The 26238-nt window shown below is 70.1% G+C and carries 26 protein-coding genes; 15 read left to right on the top strand and 11 right to left on the bottom strand.

All coding sequences use genetic code 11. The features are described 5' to 3' along the window. Both E4O86_RS06695 and rutR read right to left on the bottom strand, forming a co-directional pair. The gene (locus tag E4O86_RS06695; protein WP_161139749.1) at positions 1–813 is read right to left on the bottom strand and encodes a lytic murein transglycosylase; all 813 of its coding nucleotides are present in this window, start codon (positions 811–813) and stop codon (positions 1–3) included. 61 nt (positions 814–874) lie between these two features. Then, positions 875–1513, bottom strand: a complete 639-nt coding sequence (gene rutR / locus E4O86_RS06690) for an HTH-type transcriptional regulator RutR (protein ID WP_161139748.1) — start codon at positions 1511–1513, stop codon at positions 875–877. 212 nt (positions 1514–1725) lie between these two features. Between rutR and aptA the strand changes: the two genes are divergently transcribed. From aptA to hydA, 3 genes are read left to right on the top strand one after another with little or no spacing between them, the layout of a single operon-like run. Next, the gene (gene aptA, locus E4O86_RS06685; protein WP_161139747.1) at positions 1726–3057 is read left to right on the top strand and encodes an omega-aminotransferase AptA; all 1332 of its coding nucleotides are present in this window, start codon (positions 1726–1728) and stop codon (positions 3055–3057) included. Positions 3058–3078: 21 nt separating this feature from the next. Next, positions 3079–4326 carry an allantoate amidohydrolase gene (locus E4O86_RS06680; protein WP_161139746.1) on the top strand — a complete coding sequence of 416 codons (1248 nt, stop codon included), beginning with the start codon at positions 3079–3081 and terminating at the stop codon, positions 4324–4326. A 29-nt stretch (positions 4327–4355) separates the two neighbouring features. After that, entirely contained in the window at positions 4356–5804 is a 1449-nt protein-coding gene (hydA, locus tag E4O86_RS06675; protein WP_161139745.1) for a dihydropyrimidinase, read from the top strand. 22 nt (positions 5805–5826) lie between these two features. Here the strand turns inward: hydA and E4O86_RS06670 are convergent, their stop codons facing one another. Then, positions 5827–6255, bottom strand: a complete 429-nt coding sequence (locus E4O86_RS06670; RefSeq protein ID WP_161139744.1) for a cupin domain-containing protein — start codon at positions 6253–6255, stop codon at positions 5827–5829. A 72-nt stretch (positions 6256–6327) separates the two neighbouring features. Here E4O86_RS06670 and E4O86_RS06665 point away from each other — a divergent pair, with 72 nt between their 5' ends. Both E4O86_RS06665 and E4O86_RS06660 read left to right on the top strand, forming a co-directional pair. Then, complete coding sequence (locus tag E4O86_RS06665) at positions 6328–7182, top strand: ABC transporter ATP-binding protein (RefSeq protein ID WP_161139743.1); 855 nt, start codon at positions 6328–6330, stop codon at positions 7180–7182. Positions 7183–7505: 323 nt separating this feature from the next. Then, positions 7506–8909, top strand: coding sequence for an MFS transporter (locus E4O86_RS06660; protein ID WP_161139742.1), 1404 nt, complete (start codon positions 7506–7508; stop codon positions 8907–8909). Here the strand turns inward: E4O86_RS06660 and E4O86_RS06655 are convergent. Then, the gene (locus E4O86_RS06655; RefSeq protein ID WP_161139741.1) at positions 8906–11008 is read right to left on the bottom strand and encodes a transglycosylase domain-containing protein; all 2103 of its coding nucleotides are present in this window, start codon (positions 11006–11008) and stop codon (positions 8906–8908) included. The two genes, E4O86_RS06660 and E4O86_RS06655, sit on opposite strands and share 4 nt — an antisense overlap. Before the next feature lie 282 nt (positions 11009–11290). Here E4O86_RS06655 and E4O86_RS06650 point away from each other — a divergent pair, with 282 nt between their 5' ends. Continuing rightward, positions 11291–11878, top strand: coding sequence for a hypothetical protein (locus E4O86_RS06650; RefSeq protein ID WP_161139740.1), 588 nt, complete (start codon positions 11291–11293; stop codon positions 11876–11878). 333 nt (positions 11879–12211) lie between these two features. Here the strand turns inward: E4O86_RS06650 and E4O86_RS06645 are convergent, their stop codons facing one another. Continuing rightward, positions 12212–12898 carry a DUF2848 domain-containing protein gene (locus E4O86_RS06645; protein ID WP_161139739.1) on the bottom strand — a complete coding sequence of 229 codons (687 nt, stop codon included), beginning with the start codon at positions 12896–12898 and terminating at the stop codon, positions 12212–12214. A 204-nt stretch (positions 12899–13102) separates the two neighbouring features. Between E4O86_RS06645 and E4O86_RS06640 the strand changes: the two genes are divergently transcribed. The 5 genes from E4O86_RS06640 to E4O86_RS06620 are packed head-to-tail and all read left to right on the top strand — an operon-like array spanning position 13103 to position 17715. After that, positions 13103–14401, top strand: coding sequence for an ABC transporter substrate-binding protein (locus E4O86_RS06640; protein WP_161139738.1), 1299 nt, complete (start codon positions 13103–13105; stop codon positions 14399–14401). 58 nt (positions 14402–14459) lie between these two features. Next, the gene (locus E4O86_RS06635) at positions 14460–15359 is read left to right on the top strand and encodes a branched-chain amino acid ABC transporter permease (protein ID WP_161139737.1); all 900 of its coding nucleotides are present in this window, start codon (positions 14460–14462) and stop codon (positions 15357–15359) included. Positions 15360–15365: 6 nt separating this feature from the next. Beyond that, positions 15366–16301, top strand: coding sequence for a branched-chain amino acid ABC transporter permease (locus E4O86_RS06630; protein ID WP_161139736.1), 936 nt, complete (start codon positions 15366–15368; stop codon positions 16299–16301). Continuing rightward, on the top strand, positions 16298–17044 hold the full coding sequence (locus E4O86_RS06625; protein WP_161139735.1) for an ABC transporter ATP-binding protein: 747 nt from the start codon (positions 16298–16300) through the stop codon (positions 17042–17044). Before E4O86_RS06630 ends, E4O86_RS06625 begins: the two co-directional genes overlap by 4 nt. Continuing rightward, entirely contained in the window at positions 17044–17715 is a 672-nt protein-coding gene (locus E4O86_RS06620; protein ID WP_161139734.1) for an ATP-binding cassette domain-containing protein, read from the top strand. The genes E4O86_RS06625 and E4O86_RS06620 overlap by 1 nt, the downstream gene beginning before the upstream one ends. Positions 17716–17733: 18 nt before the next feature. On the opposite strand, the gene E4O86_RS06615 is transcribed toward E4O86_RS06620, so the two are convergent. Both E4O86_RS06615 and E4O86_RS06610 read right to left on the bottom strand, forming a co-directional pair. Beyond that, entirely contained in the window at positions 17734–18402 is a 669-nt protein-coding gene (locus tag E4O86_RS06615) for a GntR family transcriptional regulator (protein ID WP_161139733.1), read from the bottom strand. A 359-nt stretch (positions 18403–18761) separates the two neighbouring features. Beyond that, positions 18762–19157 carry a (R)-mandelonitrile lyase gene (locus E4O86_RS06610; RefSeq protein WP_161139732.1) on the bottom strand — a complete coding sequence of 132 codons (396 nt, stop codon included), beginning with the start codon at positions 19155–19157 and terminating at the stop codon, positions 18762–18764. Positions 19158–19299: 142 nt separating this feature from the next. Here E4O86_RS06610 and E4O86_RS06605 point away from each other — a divergent pair, with 142 nt between their 5' ends. Beyond that, positions 19300–19995, top strand: coding sequence for a DUF1236 domain-containing protein (locus tag E4O86_RS06605; RefSeq protein ID WP_343039111.1), 696 nt, complete (start codon positions 19300–19302; stop codon positions 19993–19995). Between the two features lie 57 nt (positions 19996–20052). Here the strand turns inward: E4O86_RS06605 and E4O86_RS06600 are convergent, their stop codons facing one another. Then, positions 20053–20727 (bottom strand): cytochrome b/b6 domain-containing protein, encoded by a 675-nt coding sequence (locus tag E4O86_RS06600; RefSeq protein ID WP_246206257.1) that lies wholly within the window; start codon positions 20725–20727, stop codon positions 20053–20055. Beyond that, positions 20724–20990 (bottom strand): hypothetical protein, encoded by a 267-nt coding sequence (locus E4O86_RS06595; RefSeq protein ID WP_161139731.1) that lies wholly within the window; start codon positions 20988–20990, stop codon positions 20724–20726. The genes E4O86_RS06600 and E4O86_RS06595 overlap by 4 nt, the downstream gene beginning before the upstream one ends. 124 nt (positions 20991–21114) lie before the next feature. Here E4O86_RS06595 and E4O86_RS06590 point away from each other — a divergent pair, with 124 nt between their 5' ends. The 3 genes from E4O86_RS06590 to E4O86_RS06580 are packed head-to-tail and all read left to right on the top strand — an operon-like array spanning position 21115 to position 23512. Next, positions 21115–21477, top strand: coding sequence for a PepSY domain-containing protein (locus E4O86_RS06590; protein WP_161139730.1), 363 nt, complete (start codon positions 21115–21117; stop codon positions 21475–21477). Next, positions 21477–22145 (top strand): response regulator transcription factor, encoded by a 669-nt coding sequence (locus tag E4O86_RS06585; RefSeq protein WP_161139729.1) that lies wholly within the window; start codon positions 21477–21479, stop codon positions 22143–22145. The genes E4O86_RS06590 and E4O86_RS06585 overlap by 1 nt, the downstream gene beginning before the upstream one ends. After that, positions 22142–23512, top strand: a complete 1371-nt coding sequence (locus E4O86_RS06580; protein ID WP_161139728.1) for a sensor histidine kinase — start codon at positions 22142–22144, stop codon at positions 23510–23512. Before E4O86_RS06585 ends, E4O86_RS06580 begins: the two co-directional genes overlap by 4 nt. 18 nt (positions 23513–23530) lie before the next feature. On the opposite strand, the gene E4O86_RS06575 is transcribed toward E4O86_RS06580, so the two are convergent. Further along, positions 23531–24361, bottom strand: coding sequence for an extensin family protein (locus tag E4O86_RS06575; RefSeq protein WP_161139727.1), 831 nt, complete (start codon positions 24359–24361; stop codon positions 23531–23533). Between the two features lie 355 nt (positions 24362–24716). Further along, positions 24717–26231, bottom strand: a complete 1515-nt coding sequence (locus tag E4O86_RS06570) for a DegQ family serine endoprotease (RefSeq protein ID WP_161139784.1) — start codon at positions 26229–26231, stop codon at positions 24717–24719. Positions 26232–26238: the final 7 nt, after the last annotated feature.

The raw sequence follows: 26238 nt of genomic DNA, 5'->3' as shown, positions 1-26238 counted from the left end.
TCAGCCGCCCTCGAGGATCTCGGCGAAGCGCGCGATGGTGCGCTGGTAGTTCGACGAGCTGTTCCACTCGGCGATGACGGCGAAGTTCGGCTCGCCGGGCTGGTAGCCGGCGCCGCGCTGCCAGCCGTGCGCGCTCAGGTAATTGGCGGTGGAGGCGAGCACGTCGGCCGGCGTGCCGACCACGTCGGCGCGGCCGTCGCCGTTTCCGTCGACGGCGAACTGCAAATATTTCGAGGCGAGGAACTGGGTCTGCCCGATCTCGCCCGCCCAGCCTCCGACCATCTCCTGCGGCGTCATCCGCCCGCGCTCCACGATGGTGAGCGCCGCCAGCAGCTCGTTGGTGAAGAAGCCGGAGCGCCTGCAATCGTAGGCGAGGGTGGCGAGCGAGCGGATCGCGTGCTTGCTGCCGCGGACCGCGCCGTAATCCGTCTCCATGCCCCAGATCGCGATGATGACGGAGCCCGGTACCCCGTAGCGCTGCTCGAGCTGGCGGAGGAGGGCGGCGTACTGCGCCATCTTCTTCTTGCCGTTCGACACCCTGCCCGACGAGAGGCGCTGCTTCACGAAGGCCTCGTAGCTCATCTTGAACGGCTTCTGCGAGCGGTCGAGCCTGATCACGCCGGCATCGTAGCTGAGCCCGTCGAGCGCGGAGAGCGAGCGCGACAGCCCGGCCGCGCGCGCCTCGCCCTTGAAGGCCTGCAGCCAGGCCGGAAATCCGCTCGCGTCGTTGCCGCATTGGGCGGCTTCCGCCGGCCCGGCGAGAATGCCGGCGAGAAGGGCGGTGGTCGTCAGTGCCTTGCGAGCCGAGATCATGCGCAGTTCCGTTGGCTGGGCGGCCGCGGCCGCTGGTGGAGTCGGGGCTCGGCGCCGGCCGTCACGGGCGCGGGCGCAGCCCTTCGAAGAGCACCGCGGCGACCGTCCGTCCCGCATCGGCGAAACGGCGGTCGTCCCCGGCCGGATGGCCGAGCACGGCCCTCACTTGAATGTCGAAGTCGGCGTAATGTTGCGTCACCGCCCAGATCATGAAGATCAGATGGTGCGGGTCAATCGGGGTGAGCGCGCCGGCGTCCATCCAGCCGCGCAGGACCGCGGCCTTCTCGTCGACGAGCGACTTGAGCGGCCCGGTCAGGAAGCCGGCGATCGCGGGTGCCCCGCTCAGGATCTCGTTCGCGAAGAGGCGCGAGGCTTCCGGCTTCCGGTGCGCCATGCGCAGCTTGGCCGCGACATAGCGCCCGATCTCCTCGAGCGGATCGCCGGCGGGATCGAGCGCCTCGAGCGGCGCCAGCCATTCGGCGAGCGTCCGCTCCAGGACGGAGACGTAGATCGCCTCCTTGCTCGGAAAATAATAGAGCAGGTTCGGCTTCGACATGCCGGCGCGCTCCGCGATCTGGTCGATCGTGGAGCCGCGGAAGCCGTGCACGGAGAACACTTCGAGCGCGGCCTCCAGGATCGCCCCGCGGTTCTTCTGCTGGATCCGCGAGCGCTTGGCCGATGCCGCTTCGGCGATGCTCATCCGACCGCCTTCCGGGCCTCGTTCCGGCGTCCGCCGCCGGGCCGGCCCGAGTCGCGCCGGCCTTCTTCTCCGATCGGCATTCCGGCCCCCCGCGCTGCTTGATTTTGGCCTTGACCGGCTTCGGGGCCGAACCTAGCCTGCATTTTGACCAGCCAGTCAAGTTTGGCTCGCCGCCGCGGCCGGGTTCCGGCGCGCGGGCCCGGAGAAATCCCATGTCCGCCGACGCCGCCGTTCGCGTCACCAACAATCTCGAAGCCTTCTGGATGCCGTTCTCAGCGAACCGGCAGTTCAAGCAGAAACCGCGCATGCTGGTGGCCGCCGAGGGCACCCGCTACCGCACGGCCGACGGGCGGGAGGTGCTGGACGGGACGTCCGGCCTCTGGTGCGTGAATGCCGGGCACGGCCGCCGGCAGATCGCCGATGCGGTTCATCGTCAGCTCACCGAGCTCGACTACGCGCCGGCGTTCCAGATGGGCCATCCCAAGGCGTTCGAGCTCGCCGCCCGCCTCATCACCCTGACGCCGCCCGGCATCGACCACGTCTTCTTCACCAATTCCGGCTCCGAATCCGTCGATACCGCGCTCAAGATCGCGCTCGCCTATCATCGCGTGCGGGGCGAGGGGAGCCGGTTCCGCCTGATCGGCCGGGAGCGCGGCTATCACGGCGTCAATTTCGGCGGCATCTCGGTCGGCGGCATCGTCACGAACCGCAAGATGTTCGGGACGCTGCTCACGGGCGTCGACCACATCCGCCACACCCACGACATCGAGCGGAACGCCTTCACCCGCGGCCAGCCCGCCTACGGCGCCGAGCTCGCCGACGATCTGGAGCGGCTGGTCGCCCTCCACGACGCTTCGACGATCGCCGCGGTGATCGTGGAGCCGGTCGCCGGCTCGACCGGCGTGCTGCTCCCGCCCAAGGGCTATCTGGAGCGGCTGAGGGCGATCTGCGACCGGCACGGCATCCTGCTCATCTTCGACGAGGTGATCACGGGCTTCGGCCGGCTTGGCACGCCCTTCGGGGCGGACTATTTCGGCGTGACGCCCGACATCATGACGACGGCGAAGGGCGTCACGAACGGCGTCGTGCCGATGGGCGCGGTGTTCGTGAAGAACGAGATCTACGAGGCCTTCATGAACGGCCCGGAGCACCTCATCGAGTTCTTCCACGGCTACACCTATTCGGGGAACCCGGTCTCCTGCGCGGCCGGGCTCGCCACGCTCGACATCTACCAGGAGGAAGGGCTGCTCACGCGCGGCGCGGAGCTCGAATCCTATTTCGCCGACGCGCTGCACGATCTCCGCGGCCTGCCGCACGTCATCGACATCCGCAATTGCGGCATGGTCGGCGCCGTCGAGCTCGAGCCGATCCCGGGCGCCCCGACGAAGCGCGCCTTCACGGCCTTCATCGAGGCCTTTGAGCGCGGCATCATGATCCGCACGACCGGCGACATCATCGCAATCTCGCCCCCGCTCATCTTCGAGAAGAGCGAGATCGACGAGCTGGTCGGGACGCTGCGCGACGTCATCGGCAAGCTCGACTGAACGAGGGAAGGAGCCGGTCCCGTGACGCTTCAGTCGAACCTGCGGATCAACGGCGAGCGGCTGTGGGACACGATCGCCGCGATGGCCGAGATCGGGCCGGGCGTGCGCGGCGGCAACAACCGGCAGACCCTCACCGACGCCGATGCGGAAGGGCGGAAGCTGTTCCGTCGCTGGTGCGACGAGGCCGGGCTGGCGACGACGGTCGACCGGATGGGGACGATGTTCGCCCGCCGCGCGGGCGCCGAGCCGGACCTGCCGCCGGTGATGATCGGCTCGCATCTCGACACGCAGCCGACGGGCGGGCGCTATGACGGCGTGCTCGGGGTGCTCGGCGCGCTCGAGGTGGTCCGCACCCTCAACGATCTCGGCATCAGGACGCGCCATCCGATCGAGGTGGTGAACTGGACCGATGAGGAGGGCACCCGCTTCGCGCCGGCCATGCTCGCCTCCGGCGTCTTCGCCGGGGTTCACGACCTCGACTGGGCCTATGCCCGCACCGACGCCGCCGGCAAGACGCTCGGCGCGGAGCTGGAGCGGATCGGCTTCAAGGGCGACGCGCCGGTCGGCGGGCGTACCATCCGCGCGCTCTTCGAGCTCCATATCGAGCAGGGGCCGATCCTCGAGGACGAGGGGATCGACATCGGCGTCGTGACCCACGGCCAGGGCCTCAAATGGCTGCAGGTGACGCTCACCGGCAAGGAGAGCCACACCGGCTCCACCCCGATGCCGAAGCGGCGGAACGCCGGGCTCGGCATGGCGCGGGTCACCGAGCTCGTCCACGAGGTGGCGATGGACTACCAGCCCGATGCCGTCGGCGCGATCGGGCACATGGAGGTCTATCCCAACTCGCGCAACATCATTCCCGGCCGGACCGTCTTCACGATCGACATCCGCTCGCCGGACAAGCGCGTCCTCGACGAGATGGACGCCCGCATCCGCGGCGGCGTCGCGACGATCTGCGAGGCGCTCGCGATTTCGCACGAGATCGAGCAGGTCGGCCATTTCGATCCGGTCGCCTTCGATCCGGCCTGCGTGAAGGCGGTGCGGGACGCCGCCGAGCGGCTCGGCTACTCGCACCGGGACATCGTCTCGGGCGCCGGCCACGACGCGTGCTGGATCAACCGGGTGGCGCCGACGGCGATGGTGTTCTGCCCGTGCGTCGACGGGCTCAGCCACAACGAGGACGAGCTCATCTATCCTGAATGGGCGACCGCCGGGGCGAACGTGCTCTTCCATGCGGCGGTGGAGACGGCGGGCATCGTCCCGTAAGGCGGGGACCCGAGCGGCGGGGGCGTGACATGTCTATCTTGATCAAGGGCGGGACCATCGTGACCGCCGATCTCACCTACAAGGCCGACGTGCTGGTGGAGGGCGAGGCGGTCCGGGCGATCGGGGCGGGCCTCGCGGGCGAGCAGGTGATCGACGCGACCGGCTGCTACGTCATGCCGGGCGGGATCGACCCGCATACCCATCTCGAGATGCCCTTCATGGGCACGACCTCGGCCGACGACTTCCTCTCCGGCACGAGCGCCGGGCTCGCCGGCGGCACCACCATGGTCGTCGATTTCTGCCTGCCGGCGCCCGGCCAGTCGCTCCTCGAGGCGCTCGGCGAGTGGCACCAGAAGGCCGGCAAGGCCGCCGCCGACTATTCCTTCCACATGGCGATCACCTGGTGGTCGGAGGAGGTGTGGCGCGAGATGGCGGAGGTCGTGAAGCGGGGCATCAACAGCTTCAAGCACTTCATGGCCTACAAGGGCTCGCTGATGGTGAACGACGACGAGCTGTACCAGTCGTTCCTGCGCTGCGCCGAACTCGGCGCGCTGCCCCTCGTCCATGCCGAGAACGGCGACGTCGTCGCGCGTCTCCAGCAGAAATACATGGCGGCCGGCACGACCGGCCCCGAGGGCCATGCTTATTCCCGCCCGCCCGAGGTCGAGGGCGAGGCGGCGAACCGCGCCATCATGATCGCCGACATGGCGGGCGTGCCGCTCTATGTCGTCCACGTCTCCTGCGAGGCCGCCCACGAGGCGATCCGGCGCGCCCGCGCGCTCGGCAAGCGGGTCTATGGCGAGCCGCTCGTCCAGCATCTCGTCCTCGACGAGGCGGAGTACTTCAACCCGGACTGGGAACACGCCGCGCGCCGGGTCATGTCGCCGCCCTTCCGCGACAAGCGCAACCAGGATTCGCTCTGGGCCGGGCTCGCCTCGGGCAGCCTGCAGGTGGTGGCGACCGACCATTGCGCCTTCACGACCGAGCAGAAGCGGATGGGCCTCGGCGATTTCACGCGGATCCCGAACGGCACGGGCGGGCTGGAGGACCGGATGCCGGTGCTCTGGACGGCGGGCGTGCGCACCGGCCGGATGACCATGAACGAGTTCGTCGCCGCGACCTCGACGAACATCGCCAAGATCCTGAACGTCTATCCGAGGAAGGGCACGATCGCCGTCGGCTCCGACGCCGACATCGTGATCTGGGACCCGGAGGCGACGAAGACGATCTCGGCCGCCGGCCAGCGCTCGGTGATCGACTACAACGTCTTCGAGGGCTACCGCGTCACCGGGCTGCCGCGCATCGTGATGAACCGCGGGACCGTCGTCTATGACGAGGGCCGGCTCGAGGCGGAGGCCGGCCGCGGCCGCTTCATCGAGCGCGAGCCGTTCCCGGCGGTCGCGCAGGCGCTCTCCTCCTGGAAGGCGCTGACGGCGCCGAAGCCGGTCGAGCGGGGCGCGATCCCCGCCGGGGTATGAGGCTCCGCCGCCGGCCGGACGCTCAGGCGGCGACCAGCGCCTCGAGCTCCGGCAGAAGCACCACGCTCTCCTGCTCGTTCGGGTCGGTGCGGGCGATCACCGCCGTGCAGGGCGCGTCGGAGAGGTTCGCCGGCAGGTGCGGCATGCCGGCGGGGATGTAGAACATCTCGCCCGCTTTGACGACGACGTGATGCTCCAGCCGCTCGCCGTACCAGGTGTGCGATTCGCCGGAGAGCACGTAGATCGCCGTCTCGTGGCTCTCGTGCTTGTGGGCGCGGGCGCGGCCGCCGGGCGGGATCGTGAGGAGATGCATGCAGATGCCGGCCGAGCCGACGGTCTCCGCCGCGATTCCCTCGAAATAGCTGAAGCCCTGCTTGCCGTCATAGGTGGAGCCGGGGCGGACGATGTGGCAGGTCTTGGCCGGGGCCGGTCGGGCCGGTGATGCGGACATGGCGCAAACTCCGTATTCTGCTGTGATGGAAGATAGGCGCTCGAAGCGCGTGCGTCCCGGGGGCGAGCGAGAATGACGAGGTCGGATCCGGTCGCGGCCGGCGCGTTTTCCCCTGCCCCGCACCGGGCGGGCGCGGCCCCCGGGGCGGGCGGCGCCGTCATCGAGGCGCGCGGGCTCTCGCTCACCTTCCAGACCGGCGACGGGCCGGTCCAGGCGCTCGCCAATGTCGACCTCGAGGTCGGCCGCGGCGAGTTCGTCTCCCTCATCGGCCCGTCCGGCTGCGGCAAGACCACGCTGCTCCGCGTGATCGCCGATCTCGAGCAGCCGACCGCCGGCACCATCCGGGTGAACGGCGTCTCGCCCGAGGCGGCGCGGCTCGCCCGCGCCTATGGCTACGTGTTCCAGGCGGCGGCGCTCTATCCCTGGCGCACGATCGCGAAGAACGTCGCGCTGCCGCTCGAGATCATGGGCATGCCCGGCCCGGAGCGGACCGAGCGCGTCCGCCGCAATCTCGCGCTCGTCAATCTCGAGGGCTTCGAGCGGAAGTTCCCGTGGCAGCTCTCCGGCGGCATGCAGCAGCGCGCCTCGATCGCGCGCGCGCTCTCCTTCGATCCCGATCTGCTGCTGATGGACGAGCCGTTCGGCGCGCTCGACGAGATCGTGCGCGACCATCTCAACGAGCAGCTGCTGCGGCTCTGGGCGAAGACCGACAAGACGGTGATCTTCGTCACGCACTCGATCCCGGAGGCCGTCTTCCTGTCGACCCGGATCGTGGTGATGTCGCCGCGGCCGGGCCGCATCCACGACGTTGTCCCGTCCGACCTCCCCCGCGAACGCACCCTCGACATCAGGGAGACGCCCGCCTTCCTCGCGCTCGCGCACCGCGTGCGGGAGGGGCTGCGGGCCGGCCATTCCTACGAGGACTGACCGGCCGGCGCGCGGCGCGCCCGCGGCGCGGCCATTCCGCCATCCGAAGCGCCGTTGGAAAAGACGGCCGGCGCATGCCGGCGATCTCTTTCTCTGTCGTCCTGGCCGGTCTTTCTCTGTCGTCCTGCCCGGGCTCGACCCGGGCATCCGCGCGGCCTTCATTGCCCTCTCGGGACTCCCCTCGATCGCCGGATCAGGCGATGACGACGGAACAAGGAGCCAGGCCCCGCGATACCGGCGGGGCGAGCGGACGCTCCGCGGCGAATCGTTGCAAACGCCGTTCCCGGGGCCTAGTCGCTTCCGGCTGAGTTCGGAGTGGTCGGATGTCGGAAGCGGTTCTCAAGCGCGAGACAGGCTGGGCGGATCTGCTCGGCGAGGGCCGGCTGCCGCAATTCGCGCTGATCTGCCTCGGCGTCTGGCTCAACGCGGCCGATACGCTGGTCACCGCGACCATCATGCCGAGCGTCGGCGCCGATCTCGGCGGCTATGCCTATTTCAGCTGGGCGGTCGCCGGCTTCCTGATGGGGGCGATCCTCGCCGGGGCGAGCGCGGGCCGCGTCTCGGAGATTTTCGGCCTGAGGCTCGCCACCTCGCTTGCCGGCCTCGTCTTCGGGCTCGGCTGCATGCTGAGCGCCGCCGCGCCGGACATGGCGCTCTTCCTCGTCGGCCGTCTCATGCAGGGGCTCGGCAGCGGCTGGATAGCCGGCTTCGCCATGGTCGCGATCGCGCTGCTCTTCCCGGAGCGCCATCTCGCCCGCGTCTTCGCCTCCGTCTCGGGCGTGTGGGGGATCGCCACCGTGCTCGGCCCGCTCATCGGCGGCCTCTTCGCGGAGGCGGGAAACTGGCGCGCCGTGTTCTGGCTCTTCGCGCTGCAGGCGCTCCTCTTCGGGGCGGCGGCGCCGTGGCTCCTGAAGGGCGCCAGGCGCTCGGCCCCGGGCGCCGGCGTGCCCTGGCTCCAGCTCTGCGTGCTCGGACTCGGCGTCGGCGCCGTCGCGCTCGCCGACGTCACGCGCAACCCGCTCGCGGCGCTCGCGCTCGTCGCCGCCGGGCTCGCGATCCTGACGCTTGTCCTGCGGATCGAAAGAGGGGCGGCCGTCCGGCTCCTGCCGCATCGCGCCGGCGACGTGCGGACGATCGTCGGCGCGGGCTATGCGTGCCTGTTCGCGTTCACCGCCTCCTCGATGGGCCTCATCGTCTACGGACCGCCGATCCTGCAGGTGCTGCACGGCCTGTCGCCGCTCTGGGCAGGCTATGCGGTCGGCGCGCATGCGCTCTCCTGGTCGCTCTGCGCGTTCGTCGTGGCGGGCGCCGGCCAGGCCGCGCAGCTGCGCTGGATCCGTTTCGGCGCCGCTCTCATCGTGGCGGGCGCGGTGCTGCTCATGGTGCTGATGCGGGACGCGCCGCTGGCGCTCGTCTTCGCCGCCGCCGCGATCATGGGCGCCGGCTTCGGCTGCTCCGCGAGCCTCATCAACCGGCGCATCCTCGGCGCGCTCGCGGACGAGGACCGGGCGATCGGCAGCTCGGCGCTCATCGCGGTGCGCCAGACGGGCGGTGCGGCCGGCGCGGCGATCGCCGGCGCGACCGCCAACCTCGTCGGCGTCGACATGGGACTGACCGCCGCCAGCGCGGCCGACGCCGCGATCTGGGTCTACGTCACCGGCGTGCCGCTCGCGGTGGCGGGCGCATGGGCGGCGTGGCGGCTGACGGGCAGGGCCGAGCGGGCCTAGCGTCCGAAGATCAGGTCCATGATGGTGCGGCCGCCGGAGCGGCCGGTCTCCTCGCCGCGGGAGACGGGCCAGTCCGCCCGCCCGGCGGGCGCCTCCTGCCGCACCGAGGCGGCCTGGACGGGCGGCCGCTGCTGCTCGGCCGCCGCGATCATCGGCGCGAGCGCCGTGCCGGGAAGCGGCGCCGGCGGCACGCCTTCATGCGCCCGGACCATGAAGCTGGTCCAGATCTCGGCCGGAAGCGTGCCGCCCGATGCCTTCCGGGTCGGGTGGTTGTCGTCGTTGCCGAGCCAGACGCCGGCGGTGAGGTTGCTCGTGTAGCCGATGAACCAGGCATCGCGGAAATCCTGGCTCGTTCCGGTCTTGCCCGCGGCCGGCCAGCCCGGAATTCCCGCGCTCTTGCCGGTGCCGGCGGTGAGCGTTTCCGCCAGCATCTCGTTCATCATCGCCACCGAGCGCAGGTCGACCGAGCGGGCGATCCCGGGTCCCGGCCGGCGGAAGAGCACCTTGCCGTCGCCGGTGCGGATGTCCTGGACGACGTGGGGGGTGACGGCGAAGCCGCCATTGGCGAAGGGCGCGTAGGCGGAGGTGAGCTCGAGCAGCGACACCTCGGACGTGCCGAGCGCAATCGAGGCATTGGCGGAGAGTTCAGATTCGATGCCGAGCCGGTGCGCCGTCTCGACCACGCGCTTCGGGCCGATTTCGACCGCGAGCTTGGCGGCGATCGTGTTGATGGAGAAGGCGAGCGCGGTCTTGAGCGAGACCGGCCCGCGGTAGGAGCGCGAATAGTTCTCCGGCGCCCATTTGCCGAACCGGACGGGCTCGTCGACCCGGATCGTGCCGGGCGTCATTCCGGATTCGAGCGCGGCCAGATAGACGAAGGGCTTGAACGCCGAGCCGGGCTGCCGCCGCGCCTGGACGGCGCGGTTGTACTGGCTTCGCGCGTAGTTCCGGCCGCCGACGAGCGCGCGCACGGCACCGGTCCCGTCGAGCGCCACCAGGGCGCCCTGGCTCACGCCGTATTTGCCGCCTTCGGCGTCGAGCCCCTTCACGAGCGCGCTTTCGGCCGCGTGCTGCAGCCCGAGATCGATCGTGGTCTGGACGACGATGTCGCTCTGCAGGTTGCCGACATAGGAGGGAAGCCGGTCCATCACCCAGTCGGCCACGTAGTTCTCGCTCCGGTCGGCCTGGCGCGCGGCGAGGCTCGCCGGCTGCGCCTTGGCGAGCGCGGCCTGCTTCGATCCGATGAAGCCTTCCTCCGCCATCGCGTCGACGACGAGCGCGGCGCGTGCCCTGGCCCGCTCCAAATAGCGGTTCGGGGCGTAGCTGCTCGGCGCCTTCAGGAGCCCGGCGAGCATCGCCGCCTCGGCGATGTCGAGATCCGCCGCGTCCTTGTCGAAGTAGCGGTGCGCGGCCGCGTCGATGCCGTAGGCGCCCGCGCCGAAATAGACGCGGTTGAGGTACATTTCGAGGATCTGGTCCTTCGAGTACTTCGTCTCGAGCCAGAAGGCGAGGAGCACCTCCTGCACCTTGCGGCCGAGCGAGCGTTCCGGCGTCAGGAAGAGGTTCTTGGCGAGCTGCTGGGTGAGGGTGGAGCCGCCCTCGACGAGACGGCCGGCAAGCGCGTTCCGGGCGATGGCGCGCGTGAGGCCGAGCGGATCGAGCGCGAAATGGGAGCGGAACCGCCGGTCCTCGATGGCGATGACGGCGTTCGGAACGTAATCGGGAAGGTCGGCGAGCCGGACCGCCTCGCCGCCGGTGTCGCCGCGATTGCCGATCAGCGAGCCGTCGACCGCCACGATCTGCACGTTGGGCGGCCGGGCCGGCACCTTCCAGGTCGAGGCGTGGGGCAGCTGCAGGCCGTAATAGGCGACGACCCCCGCGACCGCGACGCCGCCCCAGAGCGCAAGCACGAGGCCCCAATAGACGCCGAAGCGCACGAGCCGGGAGAGCAGCCCGCGCGGCGCGCTCCGGCCGGCCTGGCCGCGCTTCTGTCCCCGGCTCCGCCTGCCGCCTGCGCGGTCCCCGGGCCGAAGCGCGATCTCGCCTGGGCCGCCCGCGGCGAACCGGGGCTCGATGCGCTTCGTCTTGCGTTTCGCCATCCGCGCCCTCGGAACGCTCTCCTGCTGCCAGGTTTCGCGCCGACGCTAGGTTCGGGTGGTTGAGAGGCGGTTAACCGGAGGGGCGTCGCGATCTCGGCACGGCCGCAAACGAAGATGCGTTCAATGGCAAGCCGAGGCGGGTGGCGAAGTCCGCGAACCGGATCCTGACCAGAAAGCCCGCTTCGGCGTGGTAGCCCCCCGGCAGAATGGAAGCTTGTCGTTGTTCAATCTGCAATCCAAGATAGAGTCGGGGGAGGCCATCAAGGTGGAGGATGTGGGGCCATGGATGGCGGCGGCGTTACGTTGGTGCTTCTACTTGTGGTCGGCATTGGACTGGCCATGTTCTTTCGCTCGTATTCCCGCGAAGCGGAGAGGGCCAGAACGGCCAACTACAAGCACTCCATCATCACCGAGGTCCGTTCTTTCGCCGATGAGGACGGGAATCTGGAACTGCCCGTTCTGACGCCTGAGGCGCATGGTTATCGACCGGTCGGCAGAGAACGGCTTGTCGCCATTCAGCCGAACGTCGCGCGCATGGAGCTGAAAGGGACCGGTCGATACTCAACGTCCGGAGCGTCGTTCTCCATACCTATCGTCAAGGGCGTCCGGTATCGCGTCGGCGGCGGTTCGATCAGGGCCGAGAAGACCTGGCAGGCCACGGCGCGCGGCAGACTCATTGTGACGGACAAGGCTTTGTGCTTCGAAAGCGATGCAAAGAACGAGCGCATCACTTGGACTCAGATCGCCGGCGTCGAACTGATGGTCGACGGCCTTAAGGTCATGAAACGGTCCGGACCGCCGCGGGTCTACGTTGTCGACAGCCCCGATCCCCGCTTTTCCGCCGCCCTGATGACCGTTCTCCACACCTGACCGATTCGGAGCGGGGTGTTGCAAGAGGCGCTTGGGTGTGAGCTCTGCGGGTCGGAGGAACGCACGGATGTGAACTTACATATAAACCGGCCCCGCCGCTTTATACCAAACAGGCCATTTAGTATAATCTGCCGCTCCCAGTTTATAGAAAAGCTTCTTCTCGCCGACGATTCTGAGGGCGTCGCGGCCGGCCGATCCGGCGCCGGACCGTTCGGACGCGGCGTGAGCCTCTGCAGTCGTCGACGCCATCGGTGAGGCGGGATGAGGGCCTTGTCGACTGCGCCGTCGGCGAGGCCCTCTCAAGGCGGCGGCGCGAGGTCCGGAACCTGGCCGTCAGCCGTGGATCGGGAGGGTGGCGACGTCGTATGCGAAGGCGAGCTTGCGGCCAAGGACCGGATCCTCGAGCTCTCCTTCGAAGCGGTCGGCCGGGCGGATGCCGCCGATGGCGGCGAACGTGCCGCCGAACATCGCCGTGGCGGCGGCGAGCCTGGCGCCGCCGTCATAGCCGGCCATCAGCTCGCCGGGCGGCAGCATGCCCGAAAGGCGCCCCTCCTGGTAGAGCTCGCGCCTGCCGCCGGTCACGATATGGGCGCGCAGCACGAGCTCGTCCCAATGGCCGATGACGTCGTCGAAGCGCCAGAAGCGCGCGCCGATCGGCTTCTCGCAGGCCTGCTTGGAGAGGGTGACGTTGTAGGTCTCGAGCTTGCGGTCGGTGTGGTCGGAGCCGAGGCCGACGAGGAGGCCGGTCGGATGCGCGGCGAGGAGAAACTCCACCTCGCCGCTCGAATCGCCGCCGCAGACCTGGATCGAGGAAGCCGTCGTCAGCCGGTCGGCGGCGACGCGGTAGTAGATCGGCGTGCGGGCGGGGCGCTTCACCCCGAGCTCCTCGAGCTCCGCGATGTGCTTCTCCATCGCCGCCTTGTCGCGCCCGGTCCAGCCGGCCACCACGAGCTCGCGGATCTCGAGCTCGCTCGCCTCGCTGCCGTTGCTGCCTTCGATCGAAATCCGGATCTGGGGCATCTGATCCCTCTCCTCTCGCATCTGGTTCGAGCGGCCGCCGCCGCCCGACGGCAGGGCGCGATGCGCTCGCCGGCCGTCGCTTTTGCTATTAATGTACGGGTGAAATATCACAATACTTTCCTTTTCCGCGCGTCCGGGACACAATCGGCGGAGGCGAACCGGAACGGGTGCTGGCCGGGAGCCGAGGGATATGAGGGAGTCGTCATGCAAGTTTGGAAAGGCCTCGCCGGTGCGCTCGCGCTCGCCGCGCTCCTGGGGCATGCGTCGGCGCAGGAGAAGCCCAAGGAGCTGGGCATCGGTGTCTTCACCTTCATGTCGGGAGGCCCCGCCGCCTACGGCATGCCGGCGCGCAACGCCGCCGGCCTGATCTTCGACGGGATCAATGCCGCCGGCGGCATCGGCGGCGTGCCGGTGAAGCCCGTCTATGTGGACGAAGGGCAGGGGACGGATGCGGTCGTGTCCGAATTCCGCCGGCTCGCCACGAGCGGCGAGGTCTCGGCGATGATCGCCGCGCTCTCGAGCGGCAACTGCCTCGCGCTCGCGCCGATCGCGGAGCAGCTGAAGATGCCGACGGTCGCGTGGAACTGCGACACGCACCAGCTCTTCCTGAAGGACAAATACGACTACGTCTACCGGGCCAATTCGAGCACGATCCCCGAATTCGTCGCCACCGCGCTCTACGTGCTCGACAAGAAGCCGGACCTGAAGACGGTCGCGATCATCAATCCGGACTATGCGTTCGGGCACGATGCCGCGCAGATCTTCACGGCCGCGCTCAAGGCCTTCAAGCCCGACGTCGAATTCGTCGCCGAGCTCTTCCCGAAGCTCGGGGCGTCCAACTACAACACCGAGATCTCCCGCATCATGGCGGCCCGCCCGGACGTGGTGTTCACCAATTTCTGGGGCGCGGATCTCGAGAACTTCGTGCGGCAGGCAGCCCCGCGCGGCCTCTTCCGCAACAGCCAGGGCGTGCTGTCGGTCGGCGAGGCGGTGCTGCAGAGCGTCGGCAGCCAGCTTCCCGACGGCGTCATCATCGGCGTTCTCGGCGACGGCTGGTGGCAGTCGCCGGTCGCGGAGAAGAACGCGGCAGCGCAGAAGTTCGTGGCCGACTACCAGGCCAAGTTCCAGGCGTATCCGGTCTTCCCGTCCTTCAAGATGGCGAACACGATCCTCGCCCTCAAAGCCGCCTACGAGAAGGCGATCGCGGCGAAGGGCGGCGCCTGGCCGACGGCCGAGGAGCTCAGCGCCGCGCTCGACGGCCTGACGGTCGAGACGTTGACGGGCGGCCTCACCATCCGCAGCGAGGACAATGACGGGCTCGTCGACCAGATCGTCGGCGTGACGGCGAAGAGCGACAAATATCCGTTCCCGGTGATCGGCGAGATGGTGCGGTATCCGGCCGAACTCGTGACGCCGCCCGCCGGCACCGACCCGATCGCCTGGATCGGCTCGCTCGACAAGGACTTCCTCGCGAAGCTGCCGAAGCCCGGCTCGGCCCAGTAGGCCGACGGCCGCGGCGGTCGCGCCGCGGCCTCCTCCTTCCCCCCGACGAGGAGCGCAGATGCTGCAGGCTCTCATGCCGCTGCTGGTGGACGGACTCGCCAACGCGGCGCTCATCTTCTTCGTGGCCGTCGGCCTTAGCCTCGTCTTCAGCGTGCTGCGCATCCTCAACGTCGCGCATGGCAGCTTCTATGCGATCGGCGCCTATGCGAGCGTGTCCCTCTCGCTCTGGATCGTCTCGGCAGGGCTGAGCCCCTGGCTCACGCTGCCGGCGCTGGCGGTGAGCGCGGCGATCGTCGCGGCTATTCTCGGTCCCGCCGTGGAGCGCGGATTCCTGCGCTGGACCTATGGCCGGCCCGAATCGCTCCAGATCCTGGTGACGTTCGCGCTGTTCCTGATCTTCGAGGACCTGCAGAAGCTCGTATTCGGGGTGCAGTCGCTCTACCAGGATGCGCCCGTCCAGCTCTTCGGGACGTCGGAGATCGGCGGCATTCTCTACCTCAACTACCAGCTCGTCCTGATCGCGCTCGCGGTCCTCGTCGTCGTCGCGCTACGGCTCCTGATGTCCTACACCCGGTTCGGCAAGCTGATGGTCGCAGTCGTCGCCGATCCGGAGGTCTCCCAGGCGCTCGGCATCGACACCCGCCGCGTCTACATGGCCGCATTCACGCTCGGCGTGTTCCTCGCCGCCTTCGGCGGCGCGCTCGCTTCCCCGACGGTCGGCGTCGCGCCTGGCACCGGGCCGGAGGCGATCGTCCTCGCCTTCGCGGTGGCCGCGATCGGCGGGCTCGGGCAGATCGAGGGGGCGGCGCTCGCGGCGCTCGTCGTCGGCGTCGTCCGGGTGCTCGCCATCTATTTCGCGCCCGAGTTCGAGGCGGTCGTTCCCTATCTCGTCATGCTCGCCGTCCTGCTCGTCCGGCCCTACGGACTGTTCGGGTCGGTGAGGGTCCGCAGGATCTGAGCCCCGATGCCGATCGTCGTTCTCGCCGTCCTCGCCGCGCTCGTGGCGCTGCTGCCCGCGGCCGTGCCGTGGCTGCGCTTCGTCTTCATCATCACCATCGCGAGCGGGTTCGCGGCGCTCGGGGTCGCCGTGCTCCTGCGCGCCGGCCTCATCTCGATCGGCCACGCTTTGTTCTATGCCGTCGGCGCCTATGCGGTCGCCTTCCTGATGCGCGCGACGGGCACGACGGACCTGTTCCTGCTCCTCGCCGCGGCGGTCGTGGTCTCCGGGCTTGCCGGCCTTGTCGTCGGCGCCTTCATGGTGCGCTACCGCGCCATCTTCTTCGCGATGCTCAATCTCGCCGTCTCGATGGTCGTCTTTTCGCTTCTCTCGAAGCTCTACGGCCTGACCGGCGGCAGCGACGGCATGCGGGTCGCGACGCCGACGCTTGTCGGGTCGGCGCTCGACCGCGAGGCCTTCAACGCCGTATTCCTCTACGTCGTGATCGGCCTCTTCGTCGCCGCGGGCATTCTCGTCCAGCTCTATTTCCGCAGCCCGATGGGCGAAGCGCTCGCCGCCGTGGAGACCAACGAGGTGCGGCTCGAATATCTCGGCGTCTCGGTCCGGGGCGTGCTCCTCTCCGCCTATGTGCTCTCGGCCATGCTCGCCGGGCTCGGCGGCGCGATCGCCGGCATCGCGATCGGGCACGTCGTGCCGGAGATGGCCTACTGGACGGAATCCGGCCATTTCGTGCTCGTGGCCGTGCTGGGCGGGATAGCCGGGCCGGCCGGCCCGTTCATCGGCGCGATCTTCCTCGAAGTGCTGCGGACGCTCGCCTCCGGCTTCGCGGCCGAGACCTGGAACCTCGTCGTCGGCGTCGCGCTCCTCCTCGTCATCTTCTTCCTGCCGGAGGGGCTCTACGGCATCGGGGCGAAGCTCTTCCGCCGGAGGGGCGCGCAATGACGCCGCCGATCCTCAAGGTCGAGAACCTCCGCATCGCCTTCGGCGGCGTGGCCGCCGCAGACGGCGTGGAGCTCGAAATCGCGGCCGGCGAGTTCATGGCGATCATCGGCCCGAACGGGGCCGGCAAGACCACCTTCCTCAACCTGTGCACCGGCTACGTGAAGCCCGCGACGGGCTCGGTGCTGTTCGAGGGGCGGGACATTACCGGCCTCTCGCCGCGCGCGATCACCCGGCGGGGGATCGCCCGCGCCTTCCAGATCCCGCAGCTTTTCGCCGGCCACAGCCTGCTGGAAAACGTCATGCTGGCGCTTGCCGCCCGCCACGGCATCCGGCAGGTCCTCGCGCCGCTAGACCGGGAGGCGTACCGAGTCGAGGGGCGCGCGCTGCTCGAGCTCGTCGGGCTCGAGACCGCCGCCGGCCAGCCCGTCTCGGAACTGCCGGAAGGCATGCGCAAGCTCGCCGACATCGCGCTGGCGCTCGCGCTCAAGCCGCGCCTCCTGCTGATGGACGAGCCGACGAGCGGGGTCAGCGCGCAGGAGAAATACGCACTCATGGGCACGCTCATGCAGGTCTTGAAGACGGAAGGCATCACGGCGCTGTTCGTGGAGCACGACATGGAGATCGTGCGGACCTATGCCGGCCGGGTGCTCGTCTGGGACAGCGGCAAGGTGCTGGCGTCGGGCGCGCCCGAGGCCGTGCTCGCCGACGAGCGCGTGATCCGCAGCGTCGTCGGGGCGGTATGATGCTGGTGCTTCGCTCGGTGAAGGCGCGGCTCGGGGGCGTGCTCGTCCTGCGCGACGTCGATCTCGCGGTCGAGGCCGGCCGGACCACCGTCCTCGTCGGCCGGAACGGCGCCGGCAAGACCACCACGCTCAGGGTCATCATGGGGCTCGTGCCGCTCGCTGCCGGCAGGGTCGCCATGGCCGGCACGGATCTCGGCGCTCTTCCGAGCCACGCCCGCGCGGCAGCGGGCATCGGCTATGCGCCCGAGGACCGGCGGCTCATCCCGGCCTTCTCGGTGGAGGACAATCTGCTCCTGCCCGCGCTTGCGCTGCGGCTGCCGTCCGCGGAGCGGAGGGCCCGGCTCGACCAGGTCTACGATCTGCTGCCGGAGCTGAAGGCCATGCGCGGCCGGGCGGGCGGGCATCTCTCCGGCGGCCAGGGCAAGATGGTCGCGCTCGGCCGTGCGCTGATGGTCGGCACCAGGCTCGTCCTTCTCGACGAGCCGTTCCAGGGGCTCGCTCCGGCGCTCGCGCTCGCCTATGCCGAGGCGATCGGCCGGATCCGCAGCCGCATGCCGGAGCTCGCGCTTCTCATCACGGAATCCTCGCCGCACCTCCTCGACCGGATCGTCGACCGGACGGTCCAGATCGAGCGCGGCGAAATCGTCCGTGACACGGTCCCCGCGGCCTGAAGGCGCGGCAGGCCGCGTTCAGATGCGGGTGAGAAGGTTCTTGCGGAAGGAGCCGATATGGTCGGTCACGGCTTCGGCGATCCGCGCCTTGTCGCCGGACCGGATGGCCTGGACGATCCGCTCGTGCTCGCCGAGCACGCGCCGGTCGTGCTCCGGATCGCTGAGGGACAGGAACCAGTGCCGCAGCGACCGGTCGTGGAGGTTCCTCAGCACGTCGGAGAGCACCGCATTTCCGGCCGTCGCGGCGATGAGGCCGTGGAAGCGGCGGTCGAGCATCATCAGGCGCTCGACGTCGCGCTCCTCGCAGGCGTCGCGGGATTCCGCGATGATCTCGTCGAATTCGGAATCGGCGTCGGCCGTCAGCCGCTGGGAGGCGAGCTGGGCGCAGTGGATCTCGTTGATCTGGCGGATATCCGAGACGTCGAGGATCTCGTCGAGGCTGAGCGGCTTCACGATCACGCCCTTGCGCGGGATGATCTCGACCAGCCCTTCGAGGCTCAGCCGGTTGACCGCCTGGTGGACGGGCGTGCGGCCGAAGCCGAGCTCGTCGCTGATCTGCTGCTCGTTGAGGTATTCGCCCGGCCGGTACCGGCAGGTCACGATGCGATGCTTGATCGCCTCGTAGGCGGCGGACTGCAGCGAAGGCTTCTGTGCGCTCGTGCGCTCCCACCGCTCCATCGCCACCATCCCGCATCCTCCCTCGTCGCGCTGTCGGCGCGTTCTTGGCCGCCCCGGAATCGCGGGAGCACACAACAGTATGACATGGGCGCCGGCCCGGCAGAAGCGTGAAACGCAAGTGATGTTTCACCAGCCGGAACATGACTGGGCCTTGGCCAGAAGCCGGCATTCGCCGGCAGCCGTTCTCGAAGTCTCCTGAACGGCGAAACGCGCGGGCAGGGGCCGCCCCCGTTGCGGCAAAGGCCCCCGTTGCGGCAAAGACCCCCGTTGCGGCAAAGGCCCCCGTTGCGGCAAAGGATGGATCCGGCTCCGAACGGCTCCGCTGCGGGCCCGTTTCCGGGATGGGCGTACCGAACCGGCGCAGCCGCTCAGGCGCCGTATTCTTCGTCCGTGACGTGCTCGAGCCATTCCACCGCGACGCCGTCGAGCGCCTCCTGCATGGCCACATGCGCCATGGTGGTGGTCGCGCCGGCGCCATGCCAGTGGCGTTCGCCGGGGGGGATCCAGACCACGTCGCCGGCCCGGATCTCGCGGACCGGGCCGCCCTCCGCCTGCACCCGCCCGGCGCCCGCGACGACATAGAGCGTCTGCCCGAGCGGATGGGTGTGCCAGGCGGTGCGTGCGCCCGGATCGAAGCTGACGAGGTTGCACTTGAGGCGTGCGGGCGCCTCGGCGTCGACGATCGGATCCTGCCAGACCGTGCCGGTGAAGTATTCGCCCGGGCCCCGCCGCGACGGCACCGATCCGCATGTCGTGATCTTCATCGTTTCCTCCCTGACGCTCGCCGCAGCATAGCCGCGCGCTCCGCGGCTGCGAAGGCTCCGGCGCCCGACCGGAACCGGAACGAAACCCGATCGTGGGGAATTGCCTGCCGAGAGGGGTCCTGCGAAACGAACGAGGCTATCCGTGTCAAGCCATATCAAGATTTCCGCCGTCGCGCTCGGCGCCGCGCTGATGCTGCCGGGCCTGGCGGCTGCGCAGACGCCGGCAGTCGCCGTGACCGATCTCAACCTGCGCTCCGGTCCCGGCCCGAATTATCCGGTGGTCGGCGTCATCCCGGCGAATGGCGCGGTCGCGATCCAGGGCTGCATCCAGGGCAGCAAGTGGTGTCAGGTCGACCTCGACGGCAAGGCCGGTTGGGCCTATTCGGACTACCTGATCAGCGATGTCGGAGGCCAGCAGGTCGCGCTCACCGAGCGCACGCCGGCGATGAATGTGCCGTCCGTGACCTACGAGGCGCCCGCGACGGCGACGACCACGACGGTCGAGAGCGACCGCGGCAATCCGACGGCGGCTGCGACTGCCGCGGGCGGTGCCGTGACCGGCGCGCTCATTGGGGGCCCGGTCGGCGCGCTCGTCGGCGGGTTCGCCGGAGCGGCGGTCGGGGCGGCGGTCAACCCGCCGGAGACGGTGCGGACCTACGTCACCTCCCATCCCACGGAGCCGGTCTACCTCGATGGCGAGACGGTCGTCGGCGCCCAGGTGCCGGAGGCGGTGACGCTCCAGCAGGTGCCCGATTACGAGTACAGCTACGCCTACGTGAACGGGCAGCCCGTGCTCGTCTCGCCGCAGGACCGGCAGATCGTCTACGTCGTGCGGTGACGCCTTAGGCAGGGCGGGGCCGGGGCGCCTTCGGGGCGCCCCTTGCCGTCTCCCGGGTCAGGCCTTCTTCCGGCCCGTCACCATGGCCGCGACGAGGTTTTCGCGGTGCGCCCAGCTCGCGACCGCAACGCCGAGAACGTGGAAGGCGATCAAGGCGAGGGTGAGATTCGCGAGAAGCGCATGCACCTCCCGCATCGCGCTCTCGTCCTCGTCGCCTTCCTCCCGCGCCTCGCCGCCGGCACCGCCAGCCGCTTCGTCCGGGTCCCGGGCGACGCCCGCCTCGGCGGCCGGGGAGCCGAGATAGGGTGCGAGCGGTCCCCGGTTCTTCTCGATCGCGAGCGTCGCCATGCCGGTGCCTGCGGTTCCGAGCAGCGCGACGAGCAGCATGACCACCATCAGGCCGCCGGCCGGGCTGTGCCCCACGAAACGCGGCGACTTTCGCGTGACGAGGCCTCGAAGGTAGGCCAATGCCGCCGAGGGGCTCACGACGAAATCGGCGAACCGGGCACGCCGCGGCCCGACGAAGCCCCAGAGGATCCGCAGCGCCACCGTGATCGCGATGGCGTAGCCCGACCAGGTGTGGATCTGCAGGGGCTCGCCTTCGGTGAGATAGGCGACCGCGAAGGCCCCGACGAGCACCCAATGGCCGATCCGCACCAGCGGATCCCAGACGGCCACGCTGCGCGTATGGCGGCCGGGCCCGACGCGCGCTTCCTCGAGGGACGACATCATCGGTCCTCCCTCTCGATCTCCTCGGCATCGTGGTCGCGGTCGCCGGCGCGCGCCAGGATATCGGCGGCGCTCCTTCCGTTCCTGTCCCGCGGCCGTTCGACCTCGCGCTCCGCGACGATCGTGACGCCGCCCGGCGGCGCGGCGCGAGGCCCGGAACTCGCCACGGTTTCGGCGCCGGCCCGTTCGTGCCGGTCCGAAGCGAGCGCAGGCGCGGCGCAGGCGAGGGCCATCATCGTCGCGGCGGCAGCGCGCAATCCAGTCATCGGTGTTCTCCTTCCGCCGGCGGAATCGGCCGCCGGGTCGGGAGGATCGTCGCCGACCCGGCCTGACGGGCCGCTGAGCTCTCCTGTCAGGCTCCTGTCAGGACGGCTGGGCCAGGATGGAGCGATGATCCGTTCTCCCCCTTCGAGGCGCTGCCTTTTCGGTCCTGCGGCGGCCCTCATGCTCGCCTGCCTCGTCCCCGGGCTTTCGTTTGCAAGAAACGTTCGCCATCCTGCCGGGGCGGAGGATCGCGGCGAGGAGGATCACGAGCGTGCCAGGCGGGCGCTGATCGCAGGCGAGGTCCGCCCGCTCGCCGAGATCCTCACGATCGTCAGGCCGAAGCTCGACGGCGATATCGTCGAGGTCGAGCTGCAGCGGGAGGACGGACGCTATGTCTACGAGTTCAAGGTGTTGACGCGCACGGGACGGCTCCGCGAGTTCCTGATCGACCCGAAGAGCGGCGAGATCCTGGCGGAAGAGCACGATTGATGCGGGTGCTCGTCGCCGAGGACGAGGAGCGGATCGCGGCCGACGTCTCGGCGGCCCTGGCCGCGGCCGGCTACCGCGCCGAGGTGGTGCGGGACGGGGAGGCGGCCTGGTTCCGCGGCGAGACGGAGGATTACGATCTCGCCGTGCTCGACCTCGGCCTGCCGAGGCTCGACGGGCTGGCGGTGCTGAAGCGCTGGCGGGCGGCCGGCCGGCGCATGCCCGTCCTCGTGCTGACGGCGCGCGGCGCCTGGACGGAACGGGTGGAAGGCATCGATGCGGGAGCGGACGACTACCTGCCGAAGCCGTTCCGGATGGAGGAGCTCGTGGCCCGCGCCCGCGCACTCATCCGCCGCTCGGCCGGTCAGGCCGCCGCCGTCATCGAAGCGGGGCCGCTCACGCTGGACACGCGGCAGATGCGGCTCTCGATCGACGGCGTCCCGCAGGCGCTCTCGCCGCTCGAATACCGCCTCGTCGCCTACCTGATGCACCACAAGGGCCGCGTCGTGCCGGTCGGGGAACTGCTCGACCACATCTACGGCGACGAGGAGAGCCGCGAAGCGAATGCCCTGGAGGCCTTGGTGGCGCGGCTGCGGCGGAAGCTCGGCAGCGGTGCGATCGAGACGCGCCGCGGCTTCGGGTATCTTGTGCCCGATCAGCCGCCAGAATGAGCCGCGGTTCTCTCCGGCTGCGCCTGTTCGTCGCGGGCGCGTTTTCCATCGCGCTCGCGCTCGCGCTCGCCGGGATCGGGCTCGGCCGGCTCTTCGAGCGCCATGCCGAGCGCAGGGCGCTCGAAGAGCTTTCGATCTTCATGGATCAGGTCGTCGCCGGAATCGATCGCGATGCGAGCGGTGCGCCGGTCGTGGCGGACGGCCCCACCGATCCGCGCTTCACCAGGCCGCTCTCGGGGCTCTACTGGCAGGTGGAGGAGGACGGGACCGTCCTGCGGTCCCGGTCCCTCTGGGACGGCGCGCTCGCGCTTCCCGTCGATGAGGTCGCGGACGGTGAGGTCCACCGGCACCGAGCGGTCGGGCCCGATGGCGGCGATCTTCTCGTGCTGGAGCGGGTCGTGACGCTGCCCCCCCGGATCGGCGGCCGCGTACGCGTCGCGGTGGCGCTCGACCGGGCCGACATCGCCTCGGCGACGGCCGATTTCGAGGCCGATCTCGTCCCCTACCTTCTCCTGCTCGGACTTCTCCTCGCGGCGGCGAATTTCGCGCAGGTGACGGTCGGCCTGCTTCCGCTCGCCAGCGTCCGGGACCGTGTCTCCGCGATCCGGGCGGGCTCGCTGCGCCGCCTCGGAACGGACCTTCCCGACGAGGTCCGGCCGCTGGCCGTCGAAGTCGACTCGCTGCTCGACGCCCTCGACGAACGCATCAAGCTCGCCCGGGCGCGGGCGGCGGAGCTCGCGCATGGCCTGAAGACTCCGCTGCAGGTCCTCTCAGGCGATGTCGACCGGCTCCGGAAGCTGGGCGAGACCGCGCTTGCGGACGACATCGATGCCGTGGCGCTCGTCATGCGGCGCCATGTCGACCGCGAGCTCGTGCGTGCGCGGGTGGCTGCCGGTGCGGTCCACGCCGAGGCGGCGGTCCGTGCGGTCGCCGAACGGGTGGTCGGAGTCGTGCGCCGCACGCCGGCGGGCAGCCGCCTCGCCTGGTCAGTCGCCGCGCCGCAGGAGCTCAGCGTGCATGCCGATCCCGACGATCTGACCGAGGCGCTCGGCAATCTTGTCGAGAATGCGGCCCGGCATGCCGTCTCCCGGATCGAGATCGGCGCAAGGCGGGAGGGAGACGCCGTCCGTATCGCCGTGCTCGATGACGGGCCGGGCCTCACCGACGAGCGCAAGCGGCTCCTCCTCGATCCGGACGGCCGGCCGGATCCCGCGGCCGACGGAACCGGCCTCGGTCTGTCCATCGTCAGGGAGATCGTCGCGGCGTCGGGCGGCCGGCTCGAACTCGCCGACGGGGATCCCGGCCTTTCGGCCGAAATCGTCCTTCCCGCCTCGCCGGGCCGTGCCGCTCCCGCACAGAGGCGGTAGGTGCCGCGGAGCGCGCCGCTACTGGCAGAGGTGGATGCCGGAGCTGCGGTCCCGGATGTCGAGGTGGAGGTGTGTCTCGTGGGCGGCGTTCGTGCCGGGCCCGAGCACGGTCGTGAACATGCGGCAGGCCTCCTGGCGGATGCGCCTGCGGAAGCTCTCGACGGCCTTCGCGTCCTCCGAATCGGAAATCACCGCGCCCGGCTCGGCGATGCTCACGGTGCCCTTGCCCTCGACCGCGATGGCCGTCACGTCGAGCGCATTGCCGGCGGCGTGCTCGGACATCTTTGCGCCCGGGACGTTGTCCTGCGTGCGGCAGACATAGGCGGAAGCCTGGTGGATCTGCGCGGCCTTGGCGCCGAAGAATTCCTGTGCCGCGGGCTCTACCACCTCCTGGGCCCAGGTCGCGACCGCCTCGGCGGCCGGACAGGCGAGCACGGCGGGAGGATCGAGCTTCAGGCCGGGCGCGAGCTCCGACACCTCGATCGGCGCCGGAACCCGGCAGGCCTCCCCGTCCGCGATCGGGGGCTTCGGTTCGAACGCGACGCCGAGCGCCTTGAGCCGCCAGCGGCAGTCGGATTCCGCCCTGTCGATTGGGCCTGTCCCGGCATCCTCCCCGCCCTGACCGGCCTCCGCAGGCGGTGCGGCCGGGCGCGGTGCCGGGAGGTCGCCGCGCGAGTCCGGCGCGGCCGGCGTCTCGCCGGGTGGTGCCGCGCTGCCGGCGTCCGGCGTCGGCGTGGGGATGGGCGGGGGAGAGGGCTCTCCCTTCGTCTCCGGGGGGGCCGCCTCCTGCGGGCCCGCAGCCTCGTCCGGCTTCGCCTTCGGGACGGCGTCCGGGACGGCTTCCGGCACTGGCGGCTTCTCCGGAACCGGCTTCTCCCGCGGAAGCACGCCTTCCGCCGCCGAGGGAGCGGCAGCGCGCTCCTCCGACTGCGGACGCGGTTCGGGGATTGGTGGCGCGGGCGCCGACCATGCCTCGGCCGCGACGAGTGCCGCTCCAAGAAAGACCGTCCGGCGGAGCGCGAGGCTGCGGAGTACCCGCCCGTTCATTCGGCGGCTGCGGCCGGACAGGCGTGATCGCTCGTCCTCACCGCTCCCTCCCGCTTCTCTCTGTTCGCCGGAGCGAACTCAATGGATGGGGAAGGAGAGGGTTCCACGACCGGCGACGGAAGGTGCGGACCGGCCCGGAGCCGGCCTGCGCGCGCCGTCACGGATCGTTGCTGATGCGGACCGCCACGAAGCGCAGGTCGTTGTTCGCTCCGGCGATCAGGAAGAGGGCCGAACGCCGGCCTTCCTTCTTCAGGTCCTCGATCCGCCTGGTGATGTCCTCCGGCCTGCTCACCCGTTCCTGGCTGACCTCGACGATCACGTCGCCGGGACGGATCCGCTTCTCCTCGGCGTCGCTGCCCGGCTCGACGGATTCGACGAGGACCCCTTCGACTTCCGGCGCGATGTCGTACTGCTCGCGTGCCGTCTCGCTGATCGGGGAAAGCGACATGCCCAGCACGCTGCTGGTCGGAGCGGGCTCCTCGGAGGGCTGCTCCTCCGTCGTCTGGGAAGCGGGCTCGCTCGCCTCCTCGAGCCTTCCGACCCGCACCTGCTTGGTCATCCGCTCGCCCTTGCGGATGATCTGCACGTCGACCGAATCCCCGACCGGCGTATCGGCGACGATCCGCGGGAGCTCGCGCATCGCGGAGATCGGCTCTCCGTTGAACGAGAGCACGACGTCGCCCGGCTCGAGGCCTGCCTCGGCCGCGGGCCCGCCATCGGTGATGCCGGCCACGAGCGCGCCCGAAGCCTTGTCCATGCCGAGGCTCTCGGCGATCTCGGGCGTCACCTCCTGGATGCGCACCCCCAGCCAGCCGCGCCGCGTCTCGCCGAACTGGCGGAGCTGGTCCACCACCGGCGCCGCGATCTCCGTCGGCACCGCGAAGCCGATGCCGATCGAGCCGCCGGTCGGAGAGATGATCGCCGTGTTGATGCCGATCACCTCGCCGTCGAGATTGAACAGCGGACCGCCGGAATTGCCGCGGTTGATGGCCGCGTCGGTCTGGATGAAGCGGTCGTAGGGCCCGGAATTGATGTCGCGGTCGAGCGCCGAGACGATACCGACCGTGACGGTGCCTCCGAACCCGAACGGATTGCCGATCGCCATCACCCAGTCGCCGACCCGGAGCTTGCGGGAATCGCCGAACCGCGCGGCCTTGAGCGGGGCGGGCGGCTCCACCTTCAGGACCGCGAGATCGGTCTTCGGGTCGTGTCCGATCAGCTTGGCCGTGAGCTTCCGGCCGTCCGCGAAGTTGGCGACGATCTCGTCGGAATCGGCGATCACGTGATTGTTCGTCACGATGATCCCCGACGGGTCGATCACGAAGCCCGAGCCGAGCGACTGCACGCGCCGGCTCCGCTCCTCCGGCTGGGTGCCCTGGCCGTTGCGGTCGAAGAAATCATCGAAGAACTCCTGGAAGGGCGAGCCTTCCGGCACCTGCGGGATCGGGATGCCGCGCGAGCCTGTGACGCGCTGGGAGGTCGAGATGTTGACGACGCTGTCGCTCAGCTTCTCGGCGAGATCGGCGAAGGAGGGCGGGGCGGTCTGGCGGTTGTAGGGCTGGACCTGCGGCTGGTTCTGGCTGGGGTCCGGTGCGCCGGCGGGCGGAGCCGCCGGTGCGGCCTGCGCGGGCGCGGCCTGGCCTCCGGGCGTCTGTGCGGCGGCCGGCGCGATCGCGCCT

Source organism: Propylenella binzhouense, from assembly GCF_009866965.1.
Taxonomy (GTDB): Bacteria; Pseudomonadota; Alphaproteobacteria; order Rhizobiales; family Afifellaceae; genus Propylenella; species Propylenella binzhouense.
Note: the sequence above shows the minus strand (reverse complement) of the source record. Positions and strands in the feature narration are given on the sequence as shown.